Annotated in this window: 16 protein-coding genes and 1 pseudogene; 10 read left to right on the top strand and 7 right to left on the bottom strand. The window is 70.7% G+C overall.

From position 1 onward, the window contains the following. Positions 1 to 77 precede the first annotated feature (77 nt). The 6 genes from ykgO to ACFJIT_RS07655 all read left to right on the top strand — a co-directional run bounded on the left by ykgO (position 78) and on the right by ACFJIT_RS07655 (position 4,578). The gene (gene ykgO, locus ACFJIT_RS07630; protein WP_010342887.1) at positions 78 to 203 is read left to right on the top strand and encodes a type B 50S ribosomal protein L36; all 126 of its coding nucleotides are present in this window, start codon (positions 78 to 80) and stop codon (positions 201 to 203) included. A gap of 101 nt (positions 204 to 304) precedes the next feature. After that, on the top strand, positions 305 to 631 hold the full coding sequence (locus ACFJIT_RS07635) for a hypothetical protein (RefSeq protein WP_130522449.1): 327 nt from the start codon (positions 305 to 307) through the stop codon (positions 629 to 631). Between the two features lie 122 nt (positions 632 to 753). Beyond that, positions 754 to 1,785, top strand: coding sequence for an agmatine/peptidylarginine deiminase (locus ACFJIT_RS07640; protein WP_379655480.1), 1,032 nt, complete (start codon positions 754 to 756; stop codon positions 1,783 to 1,785). A 110-nt stretch (positions 1,786 to 1,895) separates the two neighbouring features. Continuing rightward, positions 1,896 to 2,780 (top strand): carbon-nitrogen hydrolase, encoded by an 885-nt coding sequence (locus ACFJIT_RS07645; RefSeq protein WP_130531300.1) that lies wholly within the window; start codon positions 1,896 to 1,898, stop codon positions 2,778 to 2,780. A 22-nt stretch (positions 2,781 to 2,802) separates the two neighbouring features. Continuing rightward, positions 2,803 to 3,342: an N-acetyltransferase family protein gene (locus ACFJIT_RS07650; protein WP_337052387.1), complete on the top strand. Its 540-nt coding sequence runs from the start codon at positions 2,803 to 2,805 to the stop codon at positions 3,340 to 3,342. A 3-nt stretch (positions 3,343 to 3,345) separates the two neighbouring features. Continuing rightward, positions 3,346 to 4,578, top strand: a complete 1,233-nt coding sequence (locus ACFJIT_RS07655) for a TraB/GumN family protein (protein WP_379655481.1) — start codon at positions 3,346 to 3,348, stop codon at positions 4,576 to 4,578. A gap of 37 nt (positions 4,579 to 4,615) precedes the next feature. Here ACFJIT_RS07655 and ACFJIT_RS07660 read toward each other — a convergent pair whose 3' ends face one another. The 4 genes and pseudogenes from ACFJIT_RS07660 to ACFJIT_RS07675 form a co-directional block, all read right to left on the bottom strand. Continuing rightward, entirely contained in the window at positions 4,616 to 7,696 is a 3,081-nt protein-coding gene (locus ACFJIT_RS07660) for an efflux RND transporter permease subunit (RefSeq protein ID WP_379655739.1), read from the bottom strand. An 82-nt stretch (positions 7,697 to 7,778) separates the two neighbouring features. Then, on the bottom strand, positions 7,779 to 8,705 hold the full coding sequence (locus ACFJIT_RS07665; RefSeq protein WP_379655482.1) for an aspartyl protease family protein: 927 nt from the start codon (positions 8,703 to 8,705) through the stop codon (positions 7,779 to 7,781). Positions 8,706 to 8,826: 121 nt separating this feature from the next. Further along, positions 8,827 to 12,231 (bottom strand): annotated as a pseudogene (locus ACFJIT_RS07670) (efflux RND transporter permease subunit); the annotation flags it as partial. A gap of 10 nt (positions 12,232 to 12,241) precedes the next feature. Beyond that, positions 12,242 to 13,387 carry an efflux RND transporter periplasmic adaptor subunit gene (locus tag ACFJIT_RS07675; RefSeq protein WP_379655483.1) on the bottom strand — a complete coding sequence of 382 codons (1,146 nt, stop codon included), beginning with the start codon at positions 13,385 to 13,387 and terminating at the stop codon, positions 12,242 to 12,244. A 272-nt stretch (positions 13,388 to 13,659) separates the two neighbouring features. On the opposite strand from ACFJIT_RS07675, the gene ACFJIT_RS07680 reads away from it, so the two are divergent. Both ACFJIT_RS07680 and ACFJIT_RS07685 read left to right on the top strand, forming a co-directional pair. Next, entirely contained in the window at positions 13,660 to 14,046 is a 387-nt protein-coding gene (locus ACFJIT_RS07680) for a cytochrome c (RefSeq protein WP_130531287.1), read from the top strand. A 7-nt stretch (positions 14,047 to 14,053) separates the two neighbouring features. Further along, a complete protein-coding gene (locus ACFJIT_RS07685; protein WP_379655484.1) occupies positions 14,054 to 14,506 on the top strand; it encodes a c-type cytochrome in 453 nt (150 codons plus the stop codon). Positions 14,507 to 15,088: 582 nt separating this feature from the next. On the opposite strand, the gene ACFJIT_RS07690 is transcribed toward ACFJIT_RS07685, so the two are convergent. Then, entirely contained in the window at positions 15,089 to 16,873 is a 1,785-nt protein-coding gene (locus ACFJIT_RS07690; RefSeq protein ID WP_379655485.1) for a transmembrane repetitive protein, read from the bottom strand. 14 nt (positions 16,874 to 16,887) lie between these two features. After that, the gene (locus ACFJIT_RS07695; RefSeq protein WP_130518698.1) at positions 16,888 to 17,481 is read right to left on the bottom strand and encodes an NfuA family Fe-S biogenesis protein; all 594 of its coding nucleotides are present in this window, start codon (positions 17,479 to 17,481) and stop codon (positions 16,888 to 16,890) included. 95 nt (positions 17,482 to 17,576) lie between these two features. Between ACFJIT_RS07695 and ACFJIT_RS07700 the strand changes: the two genes are divergently transcribed. Together ACFJIT_RS07700 and ACFJIT_RS07705 are read left to right on the top strand one after the other, a co-directional pair. Continuing rightward, positions 17,577 to 17,924, top strand: coding sequence for a 4a-hydroxytetrahydrobiopterin dehydratase (locus ACFJIT_RS07700; RefSeq protein WP_130518700.1), 348 nt, complete (start codon positions 17,577 to 17,579; stop codon positions 17,922 to 17,924). After that, a complete protein-coding gene (locus tag ACFJIT_RS07705) occupies positions 17,921 to 18,358 on the top strand; it encodes an energy transducer TonB (protein WP_379655486.1) in 438 nt (145 codons plus the stop codon). Before ACFJIT_RS07700 ends, ACFJIT_RS07705 begins: the two co-directional genes overlap by 4 nt. Positions 18,359 to 18,513: 155 nt before the next feature. On the opposite strand, the gene ACFJIT_RS07710 is transcribed toward ACFJIT_RS07705, so the two are convergent. Further along, the gene (locus tag ACFJIT_RS07710) at positions 18,514 to 19,419 is read right to left on the bottom strand and encodes a LysR family transcriptional regulator (protein ID WP_379655487.1); all 906 of its coding nucleotides are present in this window, start codon (positions 19,417 to 19,419) and stop codon (positions 18,514 to 18,516) included. Positions 19,420 to 19,481 lie beyond the last annotated feature (62 nt).

A 19,481-nucleotide genomic window follows, 5' to 3' on the forward strand; every position in this document is an offset into this window, starting at 1 on the left:
TTGAATCGACTCGGAAAGCCAGGCTAGAATGGCGGGCTTAGTAGGTTCCATCCCATTCCACGCCGAGGTTTTACGTCATGAAGGTCCTGTCCTCCCTGAAGTCGGCGAAGGCCCGTCACCGCGACTGCAAGGTGGTCCGCCGTCGTGGCAAGGTCTTCGTGATCTGCAAGTCCAACCCGCGCTTCAAGGCCCGCCAGCGCTGAGTTCCAGCGCTGTACGGTCCACCGGAAACCGCCCTTCGCCGGGCGGTTTTTTGTTGCGGTCGCTCTGCTATAAAGACGACCTTACCTGGGGGAACCTCGTGATGAAGCCTCGCATGCGCCTGCTGTCCCTGATTGCCCTGGCTGCGCTGGCCGGCCCGTCCGGCGCGGAGACCCTGCTGGTCGACCGGGCGCGCGATCCGGCCTCCAACCTGCCCGTGCGCGGGCTCACCACCAGCCAGGTGGAAGCCAGGTTCGGCGCGCCGCAGCAGCGCCTGGACCCGCGCGGCGGGCAGAAGCGCCAGTGGCCGACGATCAACCGCTGGGTCTACCCCAACTTCACCGTGTACTTCGAGAAGAACAAGGTGATCGACGTGGTGACCAACAAGGCCAGCCCCAGCGAGATCGGCCCCAAGCCGCCGATCCGCTGAAGCCGGTTCACGCGCGGCCTGCGATGCGCAGGCCGGCTCGCGGTCATCGCACCGACGCGAGCACCGCATAATCAAGCAAGACCTGCCGGTGTGCGATCCCGGCGCAGCTGATGGAAAACCCGATGACCAATGTCCGTTTCCCCGCGGAGTGGGAACCCCAATCCGCGATCCTCATCGCGTGGCCGCATGCCGGCACCGACTGGGCCGCGCGCCTGGAATCGGTCGAGGAGACCTATATCGCCCTGGTGGCGGGCATCACCCGCTTCGAGCCGGTGGTGATCTGCGTGGCCGACGCGGACCTGCAGGTCTACGCCGAGGCGCGCCTGCGCTCGGCGCGTGTGGACATGGACCGCGTGCGCTTCGTCGAGGCGCCATACGACGACACCTGGCTGCGGGATTCCGGCCCGATCAGCCTGCGCAGCAGCGAGGGCTTCAAGCTGATGGACTTCCGCTTCACCGGCTGGGGCGGCAAGTACGAGGCCTCGCTGGACGACCTGCTGGTCGGCACGCTGGCCGGGGCCGGCGTGTTCCGCGATGCCTACGTGCAGCGCGTGGACTTCGCGCTGGAGGGCGGCGGCATCGAGACCGATGGCGCCGGCACCCTGCTGACCACCTGGCGCTGCCTGCACGAGCGCCATCCCGATGCCACGCGCGGGCAGATCACCGACACGCTGAAGACCTCGCTGCAGCAAGAGCGCGTGCTGTGGCTGGACCATGGCTATCTGGAAGGCGACGACACCGATGCCCACATCGATACCCTGGCCCGCTTCGCACCGGGCGATGCCATCGTCTACCAAGCCTGCGACGACGCCGGCGACGCGCACCACGCCGAGTTGAGCGCGATGGGCGATGAGCTGGCCGCGCTGCGCACGCCCGATGGCGCGCCCTACACGCTGTATCCGCTGCCGTGGGCGCAGCCGATCCTGGACGACGGCCGTCGCCTGGCCGCCAGCTACGCCAATTACCTGATCCTCAACGGCGCGGTGCTGATGCCTGCCTACGGCGATCCGGCCGATGGCCCGGCCGCCGAGGTGCTGGCCAAGGCCTATCCCGGCCGGGAGATCGTGCAGATCCCCTGCCGTCCGCTGATCTGGCAGAACGGCAGCCTGCACTGCGTGACCATGCAGCTGCCCGAAGGCCTGCTGGCCGCGTGAATCTGCGCCGTGCGGCATCGCGCCCGGCAGCGTGAGCGGCCTTGCGCGGACGCAGGGCGTCCCACACATCCGCGTTACCATTCCTTCTCCCCTGCTGTCGCACTGCTGCCATGACCCGTCGCACCCTGCCCGTTGCCCTGATCCAGGAAAAGAACCACGGCGACGCCGATGCCAATCTGACGGTGATCGAGCAGCGCGTGGCCGAGGCCGCCAAGCGCGGCGCCAAACTGGTGCTGCTGCAGGAGCTGCATAACGGCGCCTATTTCTGCCAGCACGAGTCGGTGCACGAGTTCGACCTGGCCGAGCCGATCCCGGGCCCGAGCACCGCGCGCTTGGCCGAGCTGGCCAAACAGCACAAGGTGGTGCTGGTGAGCTCGCTGTTCGAACGGCGCGCCGCCGGGCTGTACCACAACACCGCGGTGGTGTTCGACGCCGACGGCAGCACGGCGGGCAAGTACCGCAAGATGCATATCCCGGACGACCCGGGCTTCTACGAAAAGTTCTACTTCACCCCGGGCGATCTGGGTTTCAAGCCGATCGACACCTCGGTCGGCCGCCTCGGCGTGCTGGTGTGCTGGGACCAGTGGTATCCGGAAGGCGCGCGGCTGATGGCGCTGGCCGGCGCCGACCTGCTGCTCTACCCCACCGCCATCGGCTGGGATCCGGACGATGCGCAGGACGAGAAGACCCGCCAGCGCGATGCCTGGGTGCTGAGCCACCGCGGCCACGCCGTGGCCAACGGCCTGCCGGTGCTCAGCTGCAACCGCGTCGGCCACGAGGCCTCGCCGCTGGGCGCCTCGGGGATCGACTTCTGGGGCAACAGCCATGTGCTGGGGCCGCAGGGCGAGTTCCTGGCCGAAGCCGGCGGCGAGGCGGAGATCCTCAGCGTCGAGGTCGACCTGCAGCGCAGCGAGCACGTGCGCCGCATCTGGCCGTTCCTGCGCGATCGCCGCATCGACGCCTACGGCGATCTAACCCGCCGTTACATCGATTGATGGCCCAGCGCGCGCCGTCCGCATGAACGCCGCGCTGCCGCGCATCCGACCCGTGCGCGTCGAGGACATGCCGGCGATCACGGCGATCTACGCCGCGCAGGTCGACGGCGGCGTGGCCACCTACGAATACGACCCGCCGGACGTCGACGAGATGCGGCGCCGCATGCAGGCGCTGCTGGATCAGGGCTATCCGTATCTGGTGGCCGAGTGCGACGGTCGCGTCGCCGGCTACGCCTACGCCGGCAGCTACCGCGCCCGCAGTGCCTACCGCTTCACCGTGGAGAACACGGTCTACGTGGATGCGGCCTTGCACGGCCGGCGCATCGGCAGCGCGTTGCTGCAGGCGCTGATCGAGGACTGCACCGCGCGCGGCTTCCGCCAGATGATCGCGGTGATCGGCGACTCGGCCAACGCCGCCTCGGTGCGCTTGCACGAGCGCGCCGGCTTCCGCACCGTGGGCGTCTTCCAGGGCATCGGCCGCAAGCACGGCCGCTGGCTCGACCTGCTTCAGATGCAGCGCGCGCTGGGTGAAGGCGCTGCTGGCGCTCCTTTCGACGAGTAATCCATGACCGATTCCGATTCCACCGCCCTGCCCGCCACGCCCGCGCACGAGGAGACGGCCGAACAGCCGCAGCGCGTGGTGCAACGCGATGGCGTGCGCTACACGCTGCTGGGCACCGCGCACGTGTCCAAGGCCAGCGTGGAGGCCGTGCAGCAGGCCATCGACAGCGGCGCCTACGACGCGGTGGCGGTCGAACTGGACGCCCAGCGCCTGCAGGCCTTGAGCGATCCGGACGCGCTGGCCAAGCTGGACCTGGTGCAGGTGATCCGCAAGGGCCGCGTGGCGCTGTTCGCCGCCAACCTGGCGCTGGCCGCCTATCAGCGGCGCCTGGCCGAGCAGCTGGGCATCGAGCCCGGCGCCGAGCTCAAGCGCGCGGTGGACGTGGCCCGCGCGCGCGGGCTGGCCGTGCATCTGATCGATCGCGAGGTCGGCCTGACCTTCAAGCGCGCCTCGGCCAAGCTGGGCCTGTTCGGCAAGCTCAAGCTGGGCGCCGGCCTGCTCGGCGGCCTGTTCGCCTCCGACGAGGTGGGCGAAGCGGAGATCGAACAGCTCAAGCAGGGCGACATGCTCGAGGCCAGCTTCGGCGAGTTCGCCAAGGAGAGTCCGGCCCTGTACGAGGCGGTGATCGCCGAGCGCGACCGCTACATGGCCGCCAGCCTGCGCGGACAGGCCGGCGGCGCGCGCGAAGTGCTGGCCGTGGTCGGCGCCGGCCATCTGCAGGGCCTGGCCAGGCATCTGGCCGAGGACCAGGCCGACCCGGTCGTGGTGCGCAGCGAACTGGAATTCGTCCAGCCCAAGCGCAAGCTGCCCTGGATCATGATGCTGCTGAGCGTGCTGGTGCTGGGCGGCATCGTCTGGGGCTTCTACAGCGGCGGGCTGAAGGTCGGCAGCACGCTGCTGGTGCAGTGGCTGCTGCTGACCGGCGGCCTGGCCGGGCTGGGCTGCCTGGCCGCGGCCGGCCATCCGCTGAGCATCCTGGCGGCGATCGTCGCCGCGCCGCTCAAGCCGTTCCGCCCGGGCCTGCCGGCCGGCGCCTTCAGCGCACTGGTCGAGGTGCACCTGCGCAAGCCTGCCTACGGCGACTTCCTGGCGCTGCGCGACGATGCGCAGACGCTCAAGGGCTGGTACCGCAACCGCGTCTGCCGCGTGGTGCTGACCTTCATGCTGACCAACCTGGGCAGCATGGCCGGCTTCTGGATCACCGGCGTGCTGGTGGCGCGCAAGCTGCTGGGCTGAGGCGCGGCCCGGCGACGGACGCCGACCGGCACGGCGCTCAGGCCGTGCCGACCGCCGCCGCCTGCGGCACGCCGCGGGCGCGGCGCACCAGCCGGCCCATGCCGGCGCGCAGGTCGTCCAGGATCGCGTAGATCGTGGGCAGGAACAGCAGGCTGACCACGGTCGAGAACGCCAGGCCGCCGGCGATGGCGCGGGCCATCGGGAAATACGGCGGTCCGTCGCCGCCCATCTGCGTGCCGCCCATGGCGATGGGCACCATCGCCAGGATCGCCGTGCCCATGGTCATCATGATCGGGCGCAGGCGCTCGCGGCTGCCCTCCACCAGCGCATCGGTGCGGCTCAGGCCGCCGCGGCGCAGCGTGTTGATGTGCTCGATCATCACGATGCCGTTGTTCACCACCACGCCCATCAGCACCAGGATGCCGATGAAGGACATCACGCCGAAGGCGGTGCCGGTGAGCCAGAACAGCCAGAACACGCCGAAGATCGAGAACACCACGCCGGACATGATCGCCGCCGGGAACAGCAGCGACTCGAACACCGCCGCCATCACCAGGTAGATCATCAGCAGGGCGATGACCATGTTGAACAGCATCTGCTGCATGGCCTCGCCGTCGTCCTGGTAATCGCCGCCGTCGAAGGTGTAGTGGTAGCCGGCCGGGAAGGACATCGACTTGAGCACCGCCTCCATCGCCTCGCGGCCCTTGGGCGCGGTGACCTGCTCGGCCAGATTGGCGGTGATGGCCAGCGTGGTCTGGCGGTTGCTGCGCGAGATCTGCGAGGCCGACGGCGCCATGTCGATGCTGACCATCGACATCAGCGGCACGCTGCGCCCGTCCTTGGCGCGCACCATGAAGCCTTCGAGGTCGGCGATGGTCGACTGCTCGGCGCCGGCGAAGCGCAGGGTGACCGGCACCTCGGTGTCGCCGCGGCGCAGCTCGCGCAGCTTGCCGCCGCGCAGGGCGATGTTGACGAAGCTCGCCACGTCCTGGGCCGAGAAGCCGAACGCGGCGGCGCGTTCGCGATCCACGTGCACCTTCAGCTCGCTGCTCTGGTCGCCCGCGTCGATGCGCACATCGCGCAGCTCGGGGCGGCTGGCCAGCGCCGGCAGCACGTCACGGGCGATCTCCTGCAGCACGGCGGTCGAATCGCCGGTCAGCTGCACCTGCACGCCGTTCTTGTTGCCGCCGCCGTTGCCGTTGCCGCTGCCCATCACGATCTCGGCGCGCGCCGACTTGGGCATGCCCTTGCGCAGCAGCTCGACGCGGCGCTTGGTCTCGTCTGGATCGGTGGTGTCGAACTTGACCGAACTGGAGGCGCCTTCGCTCTCACTGAACCACGAATAGATCTGGGTGATGCCCAAGGCCTTGCGCTGGCTTTCCAGGTACTGCTCGGCGCGCGCCACTTCGGCCGACATCTGGTCGCGCGTGTAGGAGCCGCGGAACTGGTACAGCACCGAGGTCTCGCCGGCCTGCCCGCCGCCGAACATGTCCATCTCGGTCAGCTTCATCGGCACCAGGCTGGCGGCCACGATCAGCACGATGCCCAGCACGCTCCAGCCGCGGTGCTCCAGCGTCCAGCGCAGCAGGCGCGCATAGCGGCGCTGCAGCCACGGGATCAGGCCGCGCTCGGAGCGCAGCAGCGGCGGGGTCTTCATGCGTGCCGACAGCATCGGGATCAGGCTGATCGCCACCAGCCAGGAGGCCAGCAGCGAGACCGAGATGGTCACCGCGATCTGCGCCATGAAGATGCTGATCTGGTTGGTCTCACCAAACAGGTTGGGCACGAACACGATGCAGTGGCACAGCGTGCCGGCCGACAGCGCGATGGCCACATGCCTGGTCCCGAGCAAGGCGGCCTTGACCGGTTCGCCCGGCATCTTCTCGCGCTCCTGGAAGATGCTCTCCACCACCACCACGGCGTTGTCGACCAGCATGCCGACCGCCAGCAGCAGGCCCATCATCGTCAGGATGTTGAGCGTGACCCCGGCGAAGTACATGAAGCCCAGGGTCATCACGAAGCAGATCGGGATGGCCAGGGTCACCATCAGCGTGGACGGCCAGTGGCGCAGGAAGAAGAACAGCACGGCGATGGACAGCAGCAGGCCGATCGCGCCCGCCTCGGCCAGTTCCAGCAGCGAGGAGGTGACGTTCTCGCCCTGGTTCTCCATCACCTTGATCTGCACGTCGGACAGCTCGGGCTGGGCGCGGATCGCCTCCACCTCGGCCAGCGCGTCGCGCGAGACCTGCACCAGGTTGGCGCTGCGCTCCTTGTAGATGTCCATGCCCACGGCCGGCTTGCCGTCCAGGCGGCGGCCGTAGTCCATGCGCGAGGGCTTGAGCTGCACGCTGGCGATGTCGCCCAGGCGCAGGCCGCTGTCGGCGATCACCAACTCGCGCAGCTGCTGCAGGTCGGCGACCTCGCCCATCGGCTGCACGCGCAGGCGCTGGCCGTGGTCGTCGATCTGGCCGGCGGAGATCGAGAAGTTGGCCGCCTGCAGGCGCGTGGTCAGGTCGTTGAGGTTGAGGCCGTGCGCGCTCAGGCGGTCCGGCGCGATCGCCACCTCCACCTCGTTGGGCGCCGCGCCGGAGATCTCCACGCGCGCCACGCCGGGGATGCGCTCCAGGCGGCGCTTGAACTCGCGCTCGATCATGTCGTACGAGGCTGTCATGTCGCGATCGCCGGCCAGGCGCACGCGCAGGATCGGCTGGTCGCTGCTGGACCACTTGAACACCGAGTAGCGCTTCAGATCGTCCGGCAGGTCGCCGCGGATCGCGTCCAGGCGCACGCGCGCGTCGGAGGCGGCGATGGCGATGTCGCGGTCCCAGTCGCTGAACTCGATGAAGAGGCTGGCCGCATCGGCGGTGGCGGTGCCGCGCAGGCGCTTGATGCCCGGCATGATCGCCAGCGCCTCCTCGGCCGGGCGCAGGATGTTGCGTTCAACCTCCTCCGGCGTGGAACCCGGATACGGCAGCTGCACGAACAGGAACGGCGCGGAGATGTCCGGGAAGGCCTCCAGCGGCAGCCGCACCGCCGCGATCGCGCCGATCACCAGCAGCGAGACGAAGCACATCACCGTGGTCACCGGCCGGCGGATGCTCAGCGCAGCGATGCTGATCCTTCACCTCGGGCACAGGCGTGGGGTCCCCGCGCGGGACCGGGGCGTCCAGGCAGGACTGGAGACAGGCGAGCGCGCGACATCATGGCGTGCACACCGCCACGCGCATCGCGCGCTGGTCGATCATCAGCACGCTGCCCTTCAGGGCCAGTGCGCCGACCAGCAGCTCCGGATAGCGATCGGACACCCGGGCGTCGAGATCGCGCAGGACCAGTCCACCGACCTGGACCGGCCCGTGCACGGTCGCCTTGCCGAGTTCGATCGCGGTGTGGCTCAGCTGGCCCGAACCGGCCTCGGCCAGGGGACCGGCCTCGATCTGATCGTAGAGCGCCTTGGGCAGCACCAGCGCCACGTTGGCGCCGGTATCCAGATTGCCCTCCAGCTGGCGCTCGCCGATCCGCACGGGGACGCGGAAGGGCCGGGTGTAGGGCAGCATGTCCGCCCGGTCGCCGGGCAGCGACAAGGTGCGGCTGAAGGACAGCATCCGCGCCGGGTAGTCGACGATCAGCAGGCCATCGGCGAAGAACTCGCGCGCGAGGATGCCGTCGAAGGCGGCTTCGTCCTTCAGTTTGGCGCGATAGTCGCGCGTGATCGCCTCGATGCCTGCGCGTCGCAGACCGTCCAGCTCGAGCGTGTCGATACGAACCGTCTGCGCCACCGCGGTCTGCACGCCGTCCGAATTCCCGGACTGACCCGCGGCGGGCAGATGCAGGCTTTCCGTCAGGCGCGCATCGGCGCGCGCCAGGCCGCTGGCGCCGGTGTCGACGGCGAAGCGATAGCCTGAGCGGCCGTTGACCTTGGCGCGGACATAGATGCGCCCGTCCACCGTTTCGAAGGGCACATGGACCAGCAGCTGATCGCGGGCGGCAGAGGCCAGCGAAGGACAGGGATCGCCCTCGCCCGCAGGCAGCTGTGCCCACCCCGCGCCGCTGAGCATCATCAGCCCGGCCAACAGCGGAAGCGTGCTGAGACCGGGCCAGTGGCGCGGCGTTCGTGAGGCTTTGAACATGCTGTGACTCCAATGATGAAGATGGGGATCGGGCGCGGCAGGGATCGGCGATAGCGAGGCGAGCTCAGGACGCCACGACAGCCGCTTCCGCGCCCGGCTCGTCCGCCGTGCGCACCGCGCCGCGCCGGTCCAGCAGGTCGTAGACCACCGGGATCACCAGCAGGGTCAGCAGCGTGGACACCAGCAGGCCGCCGATCACGGTGATGGCCATCGGCGCGCGCACCTCGGCGCCTTCGCCGGAGGCCAGCGCCAGCGGCAGGAAGCCCAGCAGCGTGCACAGGGTGGTCATCACGATCGGCCGCAGGCGCGAGCGCGCGCCTTCCACCAACGCCCGCCGCTTGGCCAGGCCGGCCGCGCGCAGCTGGTTGACCGAATCGATCAGGATGATGGCGTTCTTGGTCACCAGGCCGACCAGCAGGATCAGGCCGATGAACACCACCACCGACACCGGCGAGCCGCTCAGCTTCAGCGCCAGCACCGCGCCCACCAGCGCCAGCGGGATGGTGAACAGGATGACGAAGGGATGCAGCAGCGACTCGAACTGCGAGGCCATCACCAGATACACCAGGAACACCGCCAGCCCGAAGGCGAACAGCAGCGAGCGCACCGAATCGCCCAGCTCCTCGCCCTGCCCGCCGATATGCATCGACACGCCGGCGCCCAGCGGATGCGCGGCGGCCAGCGCCTGCACCTCGCGCACCGCACCGCCCAGGTCGATGTCCTTCAAACCGGCCGAGACGATCGCCACGCGGCCCTGGTCGGCGCGATGGATCTCGCTGGGGCCGGTGGTGGCGATGACGTCGGCCACCGCGTCCAGGGTGACCGGCCGGCTGCTCGAGGGATTGACGATCAGCCGGCGCACGTCCTCGACCGAGGCGCGGTCCGACGCCTGGGCGCGTACCAGCACGTCGATCTTGCGATCGCGGAAGCTGTAGCGCGTGGCCACCTCGCCGCGCACCTTCTGCACCACCGCATCGGCGACCTGGCGCGTGGTCAGGCCCAGCGCGCCGGCGCGCTCCTGGTCGAAGCGGATCTGGATCTCGGGGAAGCCCTGCTCCACCGTCGAGCGCACATCGGTGTAGTGCGCATTGCCGCGCAGCAGCTGGGCCAGGCGCTGGCCGGCGACCTCCAGCGTGGCCAGGTCCTGGCCGCGCAGCTCCACTTCCAGCGGCGTGGACAGGCTGAACAGCGCCGGCCGCGCGAAGTCGACCTGCGCGCCCGGCCAGGCCTGCATCGAGGCGCGCAGCGCCTCGGTCTCGCGCGCCTCGATCTGCGGAGTGCCGCCACCGGCCATGACCACGGTCAGCTTGCCGATGTTCTCACCGCTCTCGGTCGGGTTGGCATCCAGCCGCGTGCCGCTGCCGCTGACGCCGAAGATGGCCGCCACGCCGGCGTCCTTGACGTGCTCTTCCTGCAGCGTGCGCAGCACCGCATCGGTGTCGCGCAGCGGCGTGCCCGGCGGCAGCTTGACCGTCATCTCGAAGCGGTCCTGCGCCAGCTGCGGGATCAGGTCGGTGCCCAGGGTCGGCACCAGCGCCGCGGTGCCGGCCAGCGCCAGCGTGGCCAGGCCCAGCACGCGCCACGGGCAGGCCAGCGCGGCCGGCAGCAGGCGCAGGTAGCCGCGCTCCAGCCAGCCGTAGGGCTTCATCGCCACCGTGCTGAGCCGGCGCATCAGCGGCGCGATCAGGAACACCGCGCCCCGCCACAGCCTGACCAGCAGCCAGCCCAGCCCGAACACCGCACCGCGCACCGCCGCGCCGACGCCGCGCCCGCCCAGCGCGAACGGCTTCTGCCAGCGCGCATCGGGCTGCCAGCGCGGATGCGGCGCCTCGGTGGCGAAACCCAGCGGCGCGCGCCCGCGCAGCGAGCTCAGCATCGGGATCAGCGTCATCGCCACCACCAGCGAGATCGCGATCGCGATCGCCACGGTCAACGCCTGGTCGCGGAACAGCTGGCCGGCGATGCCGTCGACGAACACCAGCGGCAGGAACACCGCGATCGTGGTCAGGGTCGAGGCGACCACCGCCATGCTCACCTCGCGCGTGCCGGCGATCGCCGCCTGCACGATCCCCAAGCCCCGCTCGCGCGCCTTGGCGATGCTCTCCAGCACCACGATCGAGTCGTCCACCACCAGGCCGGTGGCCAGCGCCAGGCCGCCCAGCGACATCACGTTGAGGCTCAGCCCCAGCCGGTCCATGAAGAAGAACGTGGCCACGATCGACACCGGCAGCGACAGGCCGATCACGAAGGTGCTCCAGCCATCGCGCAGGAACAGGAAGATCACCAGGATCGCCAGCAGGCCGCCGATCACCGCGTCGCGCTTGACCTCGCCGATGGCGTGTTCGATGAAGCGCGACTGGTCGTCCAGCGTGTCCAGCGAGACGTCGGCCGGCAGCTGCGCACGCAGGCGCTCCAGCCGCTGCGACAGCGCCTTGGCGGTGGCCACGGTGTTGGCGTCGCCCTCCTTGTAGATGGCCAACTCCACCGCCTCGCGCCCGGCCAGGCGGATCACCGCCTCGCGTTCCTTGTAGCCCTGGCGCACGGTCGCCACATCGCGCAGCCGCACCGGCATGCCGGCGGCGACGGCGGTGCTGCTGGAAGAGGAAGCGCTCTGCACCGAGGCAGCGGCGGCGAGCACTTCGGCCGAGCCGCTGGAGGCGGCGATGGCGGCCATCTGCGCGGCCGCGTTGGCCGCGGCGTTGTCACCGCCGCTGCGCGTGGTCAGCAGCAGGTCGCCGATCTCCTCCACGTTGCCGAACTGGTTGACCGTGCGCACCAGATAGCGCTGCGTGCCCTGCTCCAGGCGACCGCCGGACAGGTTGACGTTCTCGGCCTTGAGCCGCTCGATCACGGTGGACAGCGGCATGTGCAGCTGGGCGAGCTTCTGCTGGTCGATGTCGACCTGCACCTCGTCCTCCAGGCCGCCGCCGACCTTGACCGCGGCCACGCCGCTGACCGGCTCCAGCTTCTTCTTCAGGTCCTCGTCGGCGAAGCGACGCAGCGCCACCAGCTGCCGCTGCGCGGCCAGCGCGTCATCGGCCGGCACTTTGGCCGACAGCGCCAGGCGCATGATCGGCTCGGTGGACGGATCGAAACGCAGCAGCACCGGCGCGCTGGCCTCCAGCGGCAGCTGCAGCGCCTCCAGCTTGTCGCGCACCTCCAGCCCGGCCTGGTCCATGTTGGTGCCCCAGGCGAACTGCAGCACCACATCGCTCTGCCCGGTGCGCGAGACCGAGGTCAGCCGGCGCAGGTTCTTGACCACGCCCACCGATTCCTCGACCGGCTCGGACAGCAGCGTCTCGATCTCGGCCGGCGCCGCGCCGGTGTACTCGGTGCGTACCGTCAGCGTCGGATAGCTCAGGTCCGGCAGCAGGTTGACCTTGAGACTCCGCAGCGCGATGAAGCCGAACAGCAGCAGCGTCACCGTCACCATCGCCACCGTCACCCGGCGCCGCACCGCCAGGGCGACCAGGCCGCCGCCGGCGCCGGTCTCGTCGTGCGCGTGCTCCCCATTCCCCGTGTGCATCGCGACGCCCTCAGCGCTTGCCGGCCAGCGCGACCTGCGTCGCCGGCGCCGGCGGCGCCTCGATCACCGTCACCGCGCTGCCGTCGCGCAGGGCGACCTTGCCGGCGGTCACCACCGCATCGCCCACCTTGAGCCCCTTGCGGATCTCGACCCAGGCGCCATCGACATAGCCCGGCTCGACCGCGGTGCGCACCGCCTTGCCGGCGCGCACCAGGTAGACCGCCGGATCGCCATCGTCCAGCAGCGCCGCGCGCGGGATCACCAGCGCGTCGGCACGGTGGTCGTATTCGATCCGCAGCCGGCCGAACATGCCGGCCTGCAGCTGGGTGCCACCCTCGAACGCGCACACCACGCGGAAGGTGCCGCTGCCGGCGTCCACCACCGGCGCGACGCGATCGACCTTGCCGGTGAAGGCCTTGCCCGGCAGCGCATCGGCCTGCAGGGTCACCGGCTGGCCGGCGCGCAGTGTGGCCAGTTCGCGCTCGGGCACGTTGAGCGTGGCCTCCAGCCGCGAGCGATCCACCAGGCGGATGATCGGCGTGTTGATCTGCACGAAGTTGCCCGGCTTGATCGAGCGCGAGGCGACCACGCCGGAGATCGGCGCCACCACCGTGGTGTAGGACAGCTCCAGCCGCGCCAGGCGGTTCTGCGCGCGCATGTTCTCCAGGTCGTAGCGCAGCTGGTCGACGTCGTTGGCGCTGATCATCTGCTGGTCGACCAGCTTCAGGGCGCGCTGGTAGTTGTTCTCCAGCTTGCGCATCTGCGCCTCGGTCTGCGCCACCGACAGCCGCGCGCGGTCGGCGTCCAGACGCACCAGCGGCTGGCCCGCCCGGACCTCCTGACCCTCCTCCACCAGCACCGCCAGGGCCACGCCGGAGGTCTTGGCGATGACCTGCGACTCGGCGCGCGGCTCCAGCGTGGTGGTGCCGGCGTAGCTGGCGGCCACGGCGCGATGGGTGGCCTTGACCGCTTCCACCGGCACCGCGTCGGCCGCTTTTTCCTTGTCCTTGTCCTTGCTCTTGTCGGCCTTGGCGTCGTCGGCCTTGGGGTCGGCGCCCTGCGCGCTGCCGCAGCCGGGCAAGGCGGTGATCAGCGCCAGCGCGAGGGCGGCGGCCCCCAGGACGGTGGCGGGACGGGGATGGGCGGACTTGGACATGGCGATGCGTCGCTGTTGGTGTTGTAGGCAACTACACCACCAAAACAACAACTCGCCATGCGCCGAAGGTCATGGTGACCTGTGTCCTTGATCGCCCATCCCACCGCACGCGCGCCGACAGCACGGGACTGCGCGAATCGTGCGTAAGTTGTTGCGCTGCGGCATTTTTTCCGCTGTCGCGCGCTTGCCGGAGACGCTGAACGGCAGGCTATACTCGCCGCAAGCCAAGCGCCGCGGATGGGACGGGGCGCGCGCGAATCCCGGAACACGACATGACGCGATCGTTGTTGCTCGCCGCCTGTTTTGCCCTGCTGTACGCCGGCGTGTCCGGCACGGGCCAGGCCCGCCAGGACGCCCCGGCCCCGGCCGCTGCCCCGACTCCCGCACCCGCCGCCGTCGCCGCCCCGCGCGGCAACGCCGCCGCCGGCAAGCAGCTGTCCTATACCTGCCAGGGCTGCCACGGCGTCATCGGCTACAAGAACGCCTACCCCAACTACCACGTGCCGCGCATCGGCGGGCAGTCGGCCGAGTACCTGGCCCAGGCCCTGACCGAGTACAAGGCGGGCAAGCGCAAGCATCCGACGATGCAGGCCCAGGCCCAGAGCTTCTCCGACCAGGACATCGCAGACCTGGCCGCCTACCTGTCTAGCCTGAAGTAAGCCGACCATGCGCACCGCCTTCGCTTCGCGTCTGACCTTCGCCCTGGCCGCCGCCCTGGCGCTGGGCGCCTGCACCAAGCTCGAGTCCACCGACACCGCCGCGGCCGATCCTGGCCATGCCAGCGGCGAGCACGGCAGCGCCTCCTCGGCCGGCCTGCCGCCGGGCAACATCGCCGCCGGCGAGAAGAAGTCGAAGGAAAAGGGCAAGGCCACCGGCCAGAGCTGCATCGACTGCCATGGCGCGGAAGGCGACAAGCCGATCGCGGCCACCTACCCGCATCTGGCCGGCCAGTACGCCGACTACCTGGCCCACGCCCTGCAGGCCTATCGCGCCGGCGATCGCCAGCACGCGCTGATGACGCCGCAGGCCAAGGACCTGAGCGATCAGGACATCGCCAACCTGGCCGCCTACTTCTCCTCGCGCAAGGGTGAGCTGCGGGACTTGCACGGGTTGGATTGAGGGCTCGGCGGCCGAGCCGGTTAAGCCGCTTCTTACCGAACGATTGCCGTCAGCCCGCGTCACGCCGGGCGCAAGCCGCTTTCAAATCGCCTGGCCTCTGGCCTAAACGCAGCCGACCAACTTTCTACCGTCGTTCCCGCGAAGGCGGGAACCCAGTGGCTTTCGCGCCAAAGCGCCAACCACCTATGGCTCGCCTCGCGGGATAAAGGCTTTGCGCCGGTCCGCTTTGTCGGGAGCGAAAAGCGAAAAGCAACAGCACCCCTCCCCAGCCCTCCCCTTCGCCTTCGGCGAAAGGGAGGGGCAGAAGCGCTTGGCGCTGTGGTTCCACGCGCGAAGCGCGCTTGATTAAGGAACTCCGCTCCGTGACAAACGGTGCGACAGCTCGCGACCTGGTGCCCCCTCCCTTGCGCGAAGCGCAGGGGAGCTCGAAATCGCGGCTAGCGATTGAGGGGGAGGGGTCGAGGCGTTCCCGATCAACCCAGACGCAAGGCGCCATCGTCGTTCTCCTAGAACGAGGGAACCAGCACACCTTCGAGCGACGAGATCTTCCGCGAGAGCGACCGCCTTTAGGCTTCCCGCCCCTCAACTCCCCACCGGAATCGGATTGCGCTTGACCGGGATGTCCGGCGGCGGCCGCGCCGTGGCGGGGTGATCGTTGAGGTTGGGGTCGTAGACGCCGCAGGCGCCGCCGGCCTGTAGGATCGACACCACGCACTTGATGCGCTTGGACGTGCCGGGAATCGGGATCTCCAGGTCCTGGATGCCGGCGCGGACCCAGTCCTGCAGCAGGGTGCCGCCGGGCATCCAGTACTTGTCGAACATCGTCGGCTCGTAGCCGAACGCCGGACGGTCCAGCCAGGTGCCGGCGTTGTTCGCATCGATCTTGGCCTGCTGGCGCGAGCCCGGCGCGCCGGGGCGGTCCGAGCGCCCGCTGCCCGAAGCATCCGGCACCTTGACGCTGCCGTCTGCGTTGAACAGCCCCTGCAGGCCCTGCCCCGCGCTGCCCTGATTATCGGCCTGCGCGTTGCGCGAGGCGCCCCAGTCGTCGGCGCGCTTCTGGCCCGGCGTGCCCCACTCGTCCGCGGCACGTGCGCCGGCGCCTGGGCTGCTGGCCTGACTGCCGGCGGTCTGGCCGCCCTGCACCGGCGACGGCGGCGCGCCGCTGTTGGTGGCCGTGTTGGAGGCTTGCTGGCCGGTCTCGGCCGCCGCCTGGCTGGCGCGCTCGGCCTGGCCCTGCTGGGCCTGCGGGCTGCCGGCGTTGGCCGCGCTGGATGCGGTCTCCGCGACGGACTGGGCCGGCGCGGCCGGTGCGGGGGCCGCCGGCATCGGGATTTCGCGCACGCGGGCCTGGGCCGGAGTCGAGGCCGACAGCTGCACCGGCGCCGGCTCGGGGCTGCGCAGGGCCTGCAGCGCCGGCGCCTGCACCTGGGGCACCGGCTCGGGATTGGGGATCTCGCGCTGGCGCACCTGCGTGGGCGGCGCGGCCGGCGCCGGCAGGTCGACCGCGCGCGGGGCGATCTGTTGCACGGCAACTGGCTGCTGGGTCTGCACGGTCTCCACCTGGCGCACGCGCGCGGCCGGCGGCTGCCACTGCACCTGGGGCGCGGGCAACTGCACCTGCGGCGGCGTGGTCGGCGGCAGGACGAAGCGCTGGGTCGGCTGCGCGGTCTCGGTCACCTGCAGCGGCTGTTCGACCGGCGGCGTCGGCGGCGCTGGGGTTTCGGGCTGCGGCGAGGTGGCCGGCTGCTCGGCCACCTGCGGCGGCGTGGGCGTGGGCGGAGACGGGGCCGCCTGCGCCGGCGCGGGCTGCGCCGGGGCTGGCGCGGCGGCCTCGGGCGTCGCCGCCGCAGGCGCGGGCCGGCTCGCGCCACGCGGCGCGGCGGGGGCGGCCTGCTGCGCGCCAGGCGTGGGCAGCTGCGGCCCCGAGCCACCGCCCTCGCCCGGCGTGCCGCGCCCGATGAAGGTCAGCTGCACGCGGCTGCCGTCTTCCTCGGTCGGCGTGGGCGGCAGCGCCATCAGGCTGACGAAGATCAGCAGCGCCAGGAACGCCAGGTGCAGCAGCAGGCTCCCCAGCCGCCCGACCCAGCGGATCCAGCGCTCCTCGCGCGGCGGCGCCTCGCCGTGCTGCCAGTGCAGCGACCACGCGGCCTGCCAGCGGTTCATCGGCCGCGCCATTGGCGCCACGCGCGGGCGCGCGGCCGCGGCGGCCACCAGCGCCTCGACCGGGGCCCGGCTCAGCTGGCCGGCCTGCGCCGGCCGGTTGCGCAGCCAGATGCCCCAGCCGTGCGGCAGGCCGGTGCGTTTTTCCAGAATGGGCGCCGGCCTGCGCTGCAGGAGGGCGGCGATGATCTCGGTGGCAGTCGTCACCGGATGCGGACGGATCAGGCCGCGTCGCGCGGCATGTACGGCGCCTGGCCGCTGTCGTGGTCGGTGGCGTCACGCACCGCGGTCACGCCCGGCACGCGCGTCAGCAGGGTCTTCTCGATGCCCTGCTTCAGGGTGACATCGGCCATGCCGCAGCCGTGGCAGCCGCCGCCGAAGCGCAGGAACACCACGCCCTCGCCCGTCACTTCCTCCACCGCCACGCGGCCGCCGTGCGAGGCCAGCTGCGGGTTGACCTCGTGCTCCACCACCCAGCGCACGCGCTCGACCAGCGAGGCGCCCTCGGCCGGCGCCTTGCCCTTGATGTGCGGCGCCTTGATCGTCAGCTGGCTGCCGGCGCCCTGGGTGACGAAGTCGATCTCGGCATCGTCCAGCCACGGCACGCTGGCCGCGTCCACGTACAGGGTGAAGCCTTCGCAGTCCACGGCCCACTCGTCGCCGGCCAGTTCGCGCGGTTCGGCGAACTCCAGCCGTGCGTCGGCGCGCGGGGTGCCCGGATCGACCGCACTGAGCCGCACGCCCAGGCCGGGCGAGGCCTCGCGCTCGATCAGCTTGCGGAAATGGTGCTGGGCGGTCTCGGAGATCTGGATCATGCGGCGTATTCTAGCGGTCTGCCCGCGCACCGGTCAGAACGGAATGGTCACGCGCGGGAATGCTACGTTCCCCGCGCCACCTGCAGGAGCCCCCGATGTCCGACCTCGTCCCCCTGGCCGCCGCGCACTGCCTGCCGCGCAGCGGCAGCGAGCACCGCCTCAGCCAGGCGCGCATCGCCGAGCTGCTGCCGCAGCTGCCCGGCTGGGAGCTGGCCGAACAGGACAAGGCGCTGGTGCGCACCTTCCGCTTTCCCGACTATTACCGCACGCTGGCCTTCGTCAACGCGCTGGCCTACATCGCCCACGCCGAGGACCATCATCCGGACCTGGGCGTGCACTACGACCGGGTGGTGGTGCGTTTCTCCACCCACGACGTGGGCGGCCTGAGCGAGAACGACTTCATCTGCGCCGCCAAGGCGCAGGCACTGGAACCCGACGCATGAACACCCACACCGTTTCCCGTCCGTTGCGCCTGCTGGCGCTGTCGTGTTTCGCCGTGCTGGCCGCCGCCTGCGGCGGGCAGGCCGCGCCCGAGGCCGCCGCGCCGGCCGCCACCGAGCTGACCGCGCTGCAGACCCCGCCGCCGCAGTACCCGCTGGAAGCCGCGTGCAGCGGCCACGGCGGCGTCTCCACGCTCAAGGTCACCGTCGGCACCGCCGGCACGCCGACCGAGGTGGTGGTGGCCAAGGGCAGCGGCAACGCGGCGCTGGACGATGCGGCGGTGGCCGCGGTCAAGCAATGGACCTTCAAGCCGGCCACGCGCGGCGGCCAGCCGGTGGCGCAGACCCTCAACGTGCCGGTGAACTTCCCCGCCCCGCAAGTGCGCCCGGACGCCTGTTTCTCGCTGGACGAGAAGGCCAAGACGCCGGCGCAGTGAGCGACCGGCGCCCGGCATCGCGTTCCGGGTGAATCGGGTTTCGAGCGGCGTTGACGCTGCAGACGCCGGAACGCGTTACTCCTTTTAGCGTCCCGCGTGAGCGTCGCTGGGTTCCCGCCTTCGCGGGAACGACGATAGAAGCTTCTCAGCGGCACTCAGCCCGCGCGGCCGCGCAGCGGCTCGACGCCGGTCATATTGGCCCCGGCCAGGCGCATCAGCTCGATGAAGCGCTGCAGCTTGGCCGGCTGGTGCCGCGCCGGCGGATAGACCAGGTGCACTGGCAGCGGCGTGGCGCGCCAATCCGGGGCCAGGTGCAGCAGCCGACCCGCGGCGACGTCCTCGGCCACCAGCCAGGCCGAGGCGATGCACGCCCCCAGCCCGGCCAGCGCCGCGGTGCGCAGGGCATGCAGGCTGTCGGTGCTCAGCCTGGGGCGGATCTGGAAATGGCACTGCCGCCCGTCCTGGCGATGGGTCAGGCTGATGTCGTTGCGGTAGAACAGGTTGATCGCCAGCCAGGGCAGCGCGCGCAGGGTCTCGATGGCGTCGGGTGCCTCGCGCCCTTCCAGCAGTTCCGGCGCGCCGACCACGATGCGTGGCACCTCGGCGATCTGCACCGCCACCACCGAGGGATCCATCACCGTGCCGACGTGGATGGCGCAGTCGATGTTGTCGGCGACGAAGTCCGGCTCGCGCTCGTGCAGCAGCCAGTCGACCGAGACCTGCGGATAGCGGCGCAGGTAGTCGGCCATCGGTTCCATCAGCTGGCGCTGGCCGAAGGCGTGCGGCACCACCACGCGCAGCAGGCCCTGCGGGGCTTGTCCGGCGCCGCGCAGGTCGTCTTCCAGCGCCTGCCAGTCCTGCAGCAGGTCGCGGGCCTTGTCGTAGCAGCGCGCGCCGTCTTCGGTCAGCGTCATGGCGTGGGTCGAACGACGCAGCAGCTTGAGCCCGAGCAGGCGTTCGAGCGCCTGCAGCCGCCGGCTGACGGTGGGCTGGCTGGCGCCGAGCTGCGCGGCGGCGGCCGACAGGCTGCCGGCCTCGACGATGCGGACGAAGGTCTGCATCAGCTCGAGGCGGTCGGTTCCGGTGGAAATCGGCTCTTGCATACGCCCGACGCATAGGCATT

It is taken from the genome of Pseudoxanthomonas sp. UC19_8, assembly GCF_042700505.1.
GTDB lineage: Bacteria > Pseudomonadota > Gammaproteobacteria > Xanthomonadales > Xanthomonadaceae > Pseudoxanthomonas_A > Pseudoxanthomonas_A winnipegensis.

Excerpts from the sequence above, each read along its gene's own strand:
- ACFJIT_RS07665 (WP_379655482.1), bottom strand. The coding sequence starts at position 8,705 with ATGTTCAAAGCCTCACGAACGCCGCGCCACTGGCCCGGTCTCAGCACG.
- ACFJIT_RS07645 (WP_130531300.1), top strand. The coding sequence starts at position 1,896 with ATGACCCGTCGCACCCTGCCCGTTGCCCTGATCCAGGAAAAGAACCAC.
- ykgO (WP_010342887.1), top strand. The coding sequence starts at position 78 with ATGAAGGTCCTGTCCTCCCTGAAGTCGGCGAAGGCCCGTCACCGCGAC.
- ACFJIT_RS07675 (WP_379655483.1), bottom strand. The coding sequence starts at position 13,387 with ATGTCCAAGTCCGCCCATCCCCGTCCCGCCACCGTCCTGGGGGCCGCC.
- ACFJIT_RS07695 (WP_130518698.1), bottom strand. The coding sequence starts at position 17,481 with ATGATCCAGATCTCCGAGACCGCCCAGCACCATTTCCGCAAGCTGATC.
- ACFJIT_RS07640 (WP_379655480.1), top strand. The coding sequence starts at position 754 with ATGACCAATGTCCGTTTCCCCGCGGAGTGGGAACCCCAATCCGCGATC.
- ACFJIT_RS07685 (WP_379655484.1), top strand. The coding sequence starts at position 14,054 with ATGCGCACCGCCTTCGCTTCGCGTCTGACCTTCGCCCTGGCCGCCGCC.
- ACFJIT_RS07710 (WP_379655487.1), bottom strand. The coding sequence starts at position 19,419 with ATGCAGACCTTCGTCCGCATCGTCGAGGCCGGCAGCCTGTCGGCCGCC.
- ACFJIT_RS07635 (WP_130522449.1), top strand. The coding sequence starts at position 305 with ATGAAGCCTCGCATGCGCCTGCTGTCCCTGATTGCCCTGGCTGCGCTG.
- ACFJIT_RS07705 (WP_379655486.1), top strand. The coding sequence starts at position 17,921 with ATGAACACCCACACCGTTTCCCGTCCGTTGCGCCTGCTGGCGCTGTCG.
- ACFJIT_RS07700 (WP_130518700.1), top strand. The coding sequence starts at position 17,577 with ATGTCCGACCTCGTCCCCCTGGCCGCCGCGCACTGCCTGCCGCGCAGC.
- ACFJIT_RS07655 (WP_379655481.1), top strand. The coding sequence starts at position 3,346 with ATGACCGATTCCGATTCCACCGCCCTGCCCGCCACGCCCGCGCACGAG.
- ACFJIT_RS07680 (WP_130531287.1), top strand. The coding sequence starts at position 13,660 with ATGACGCGATCGTTGTTGCTCGCCGCCTGTTTTGCCCTGCTGTACGCC.
- ACFJIT_RS07650 (WP_337052387.1), top strand. The coding sequence starts at position 2,803 with ATGAACGCCGCGCTGCCGCGCATCCGACCCGTGCGCGTCGAGGACATG.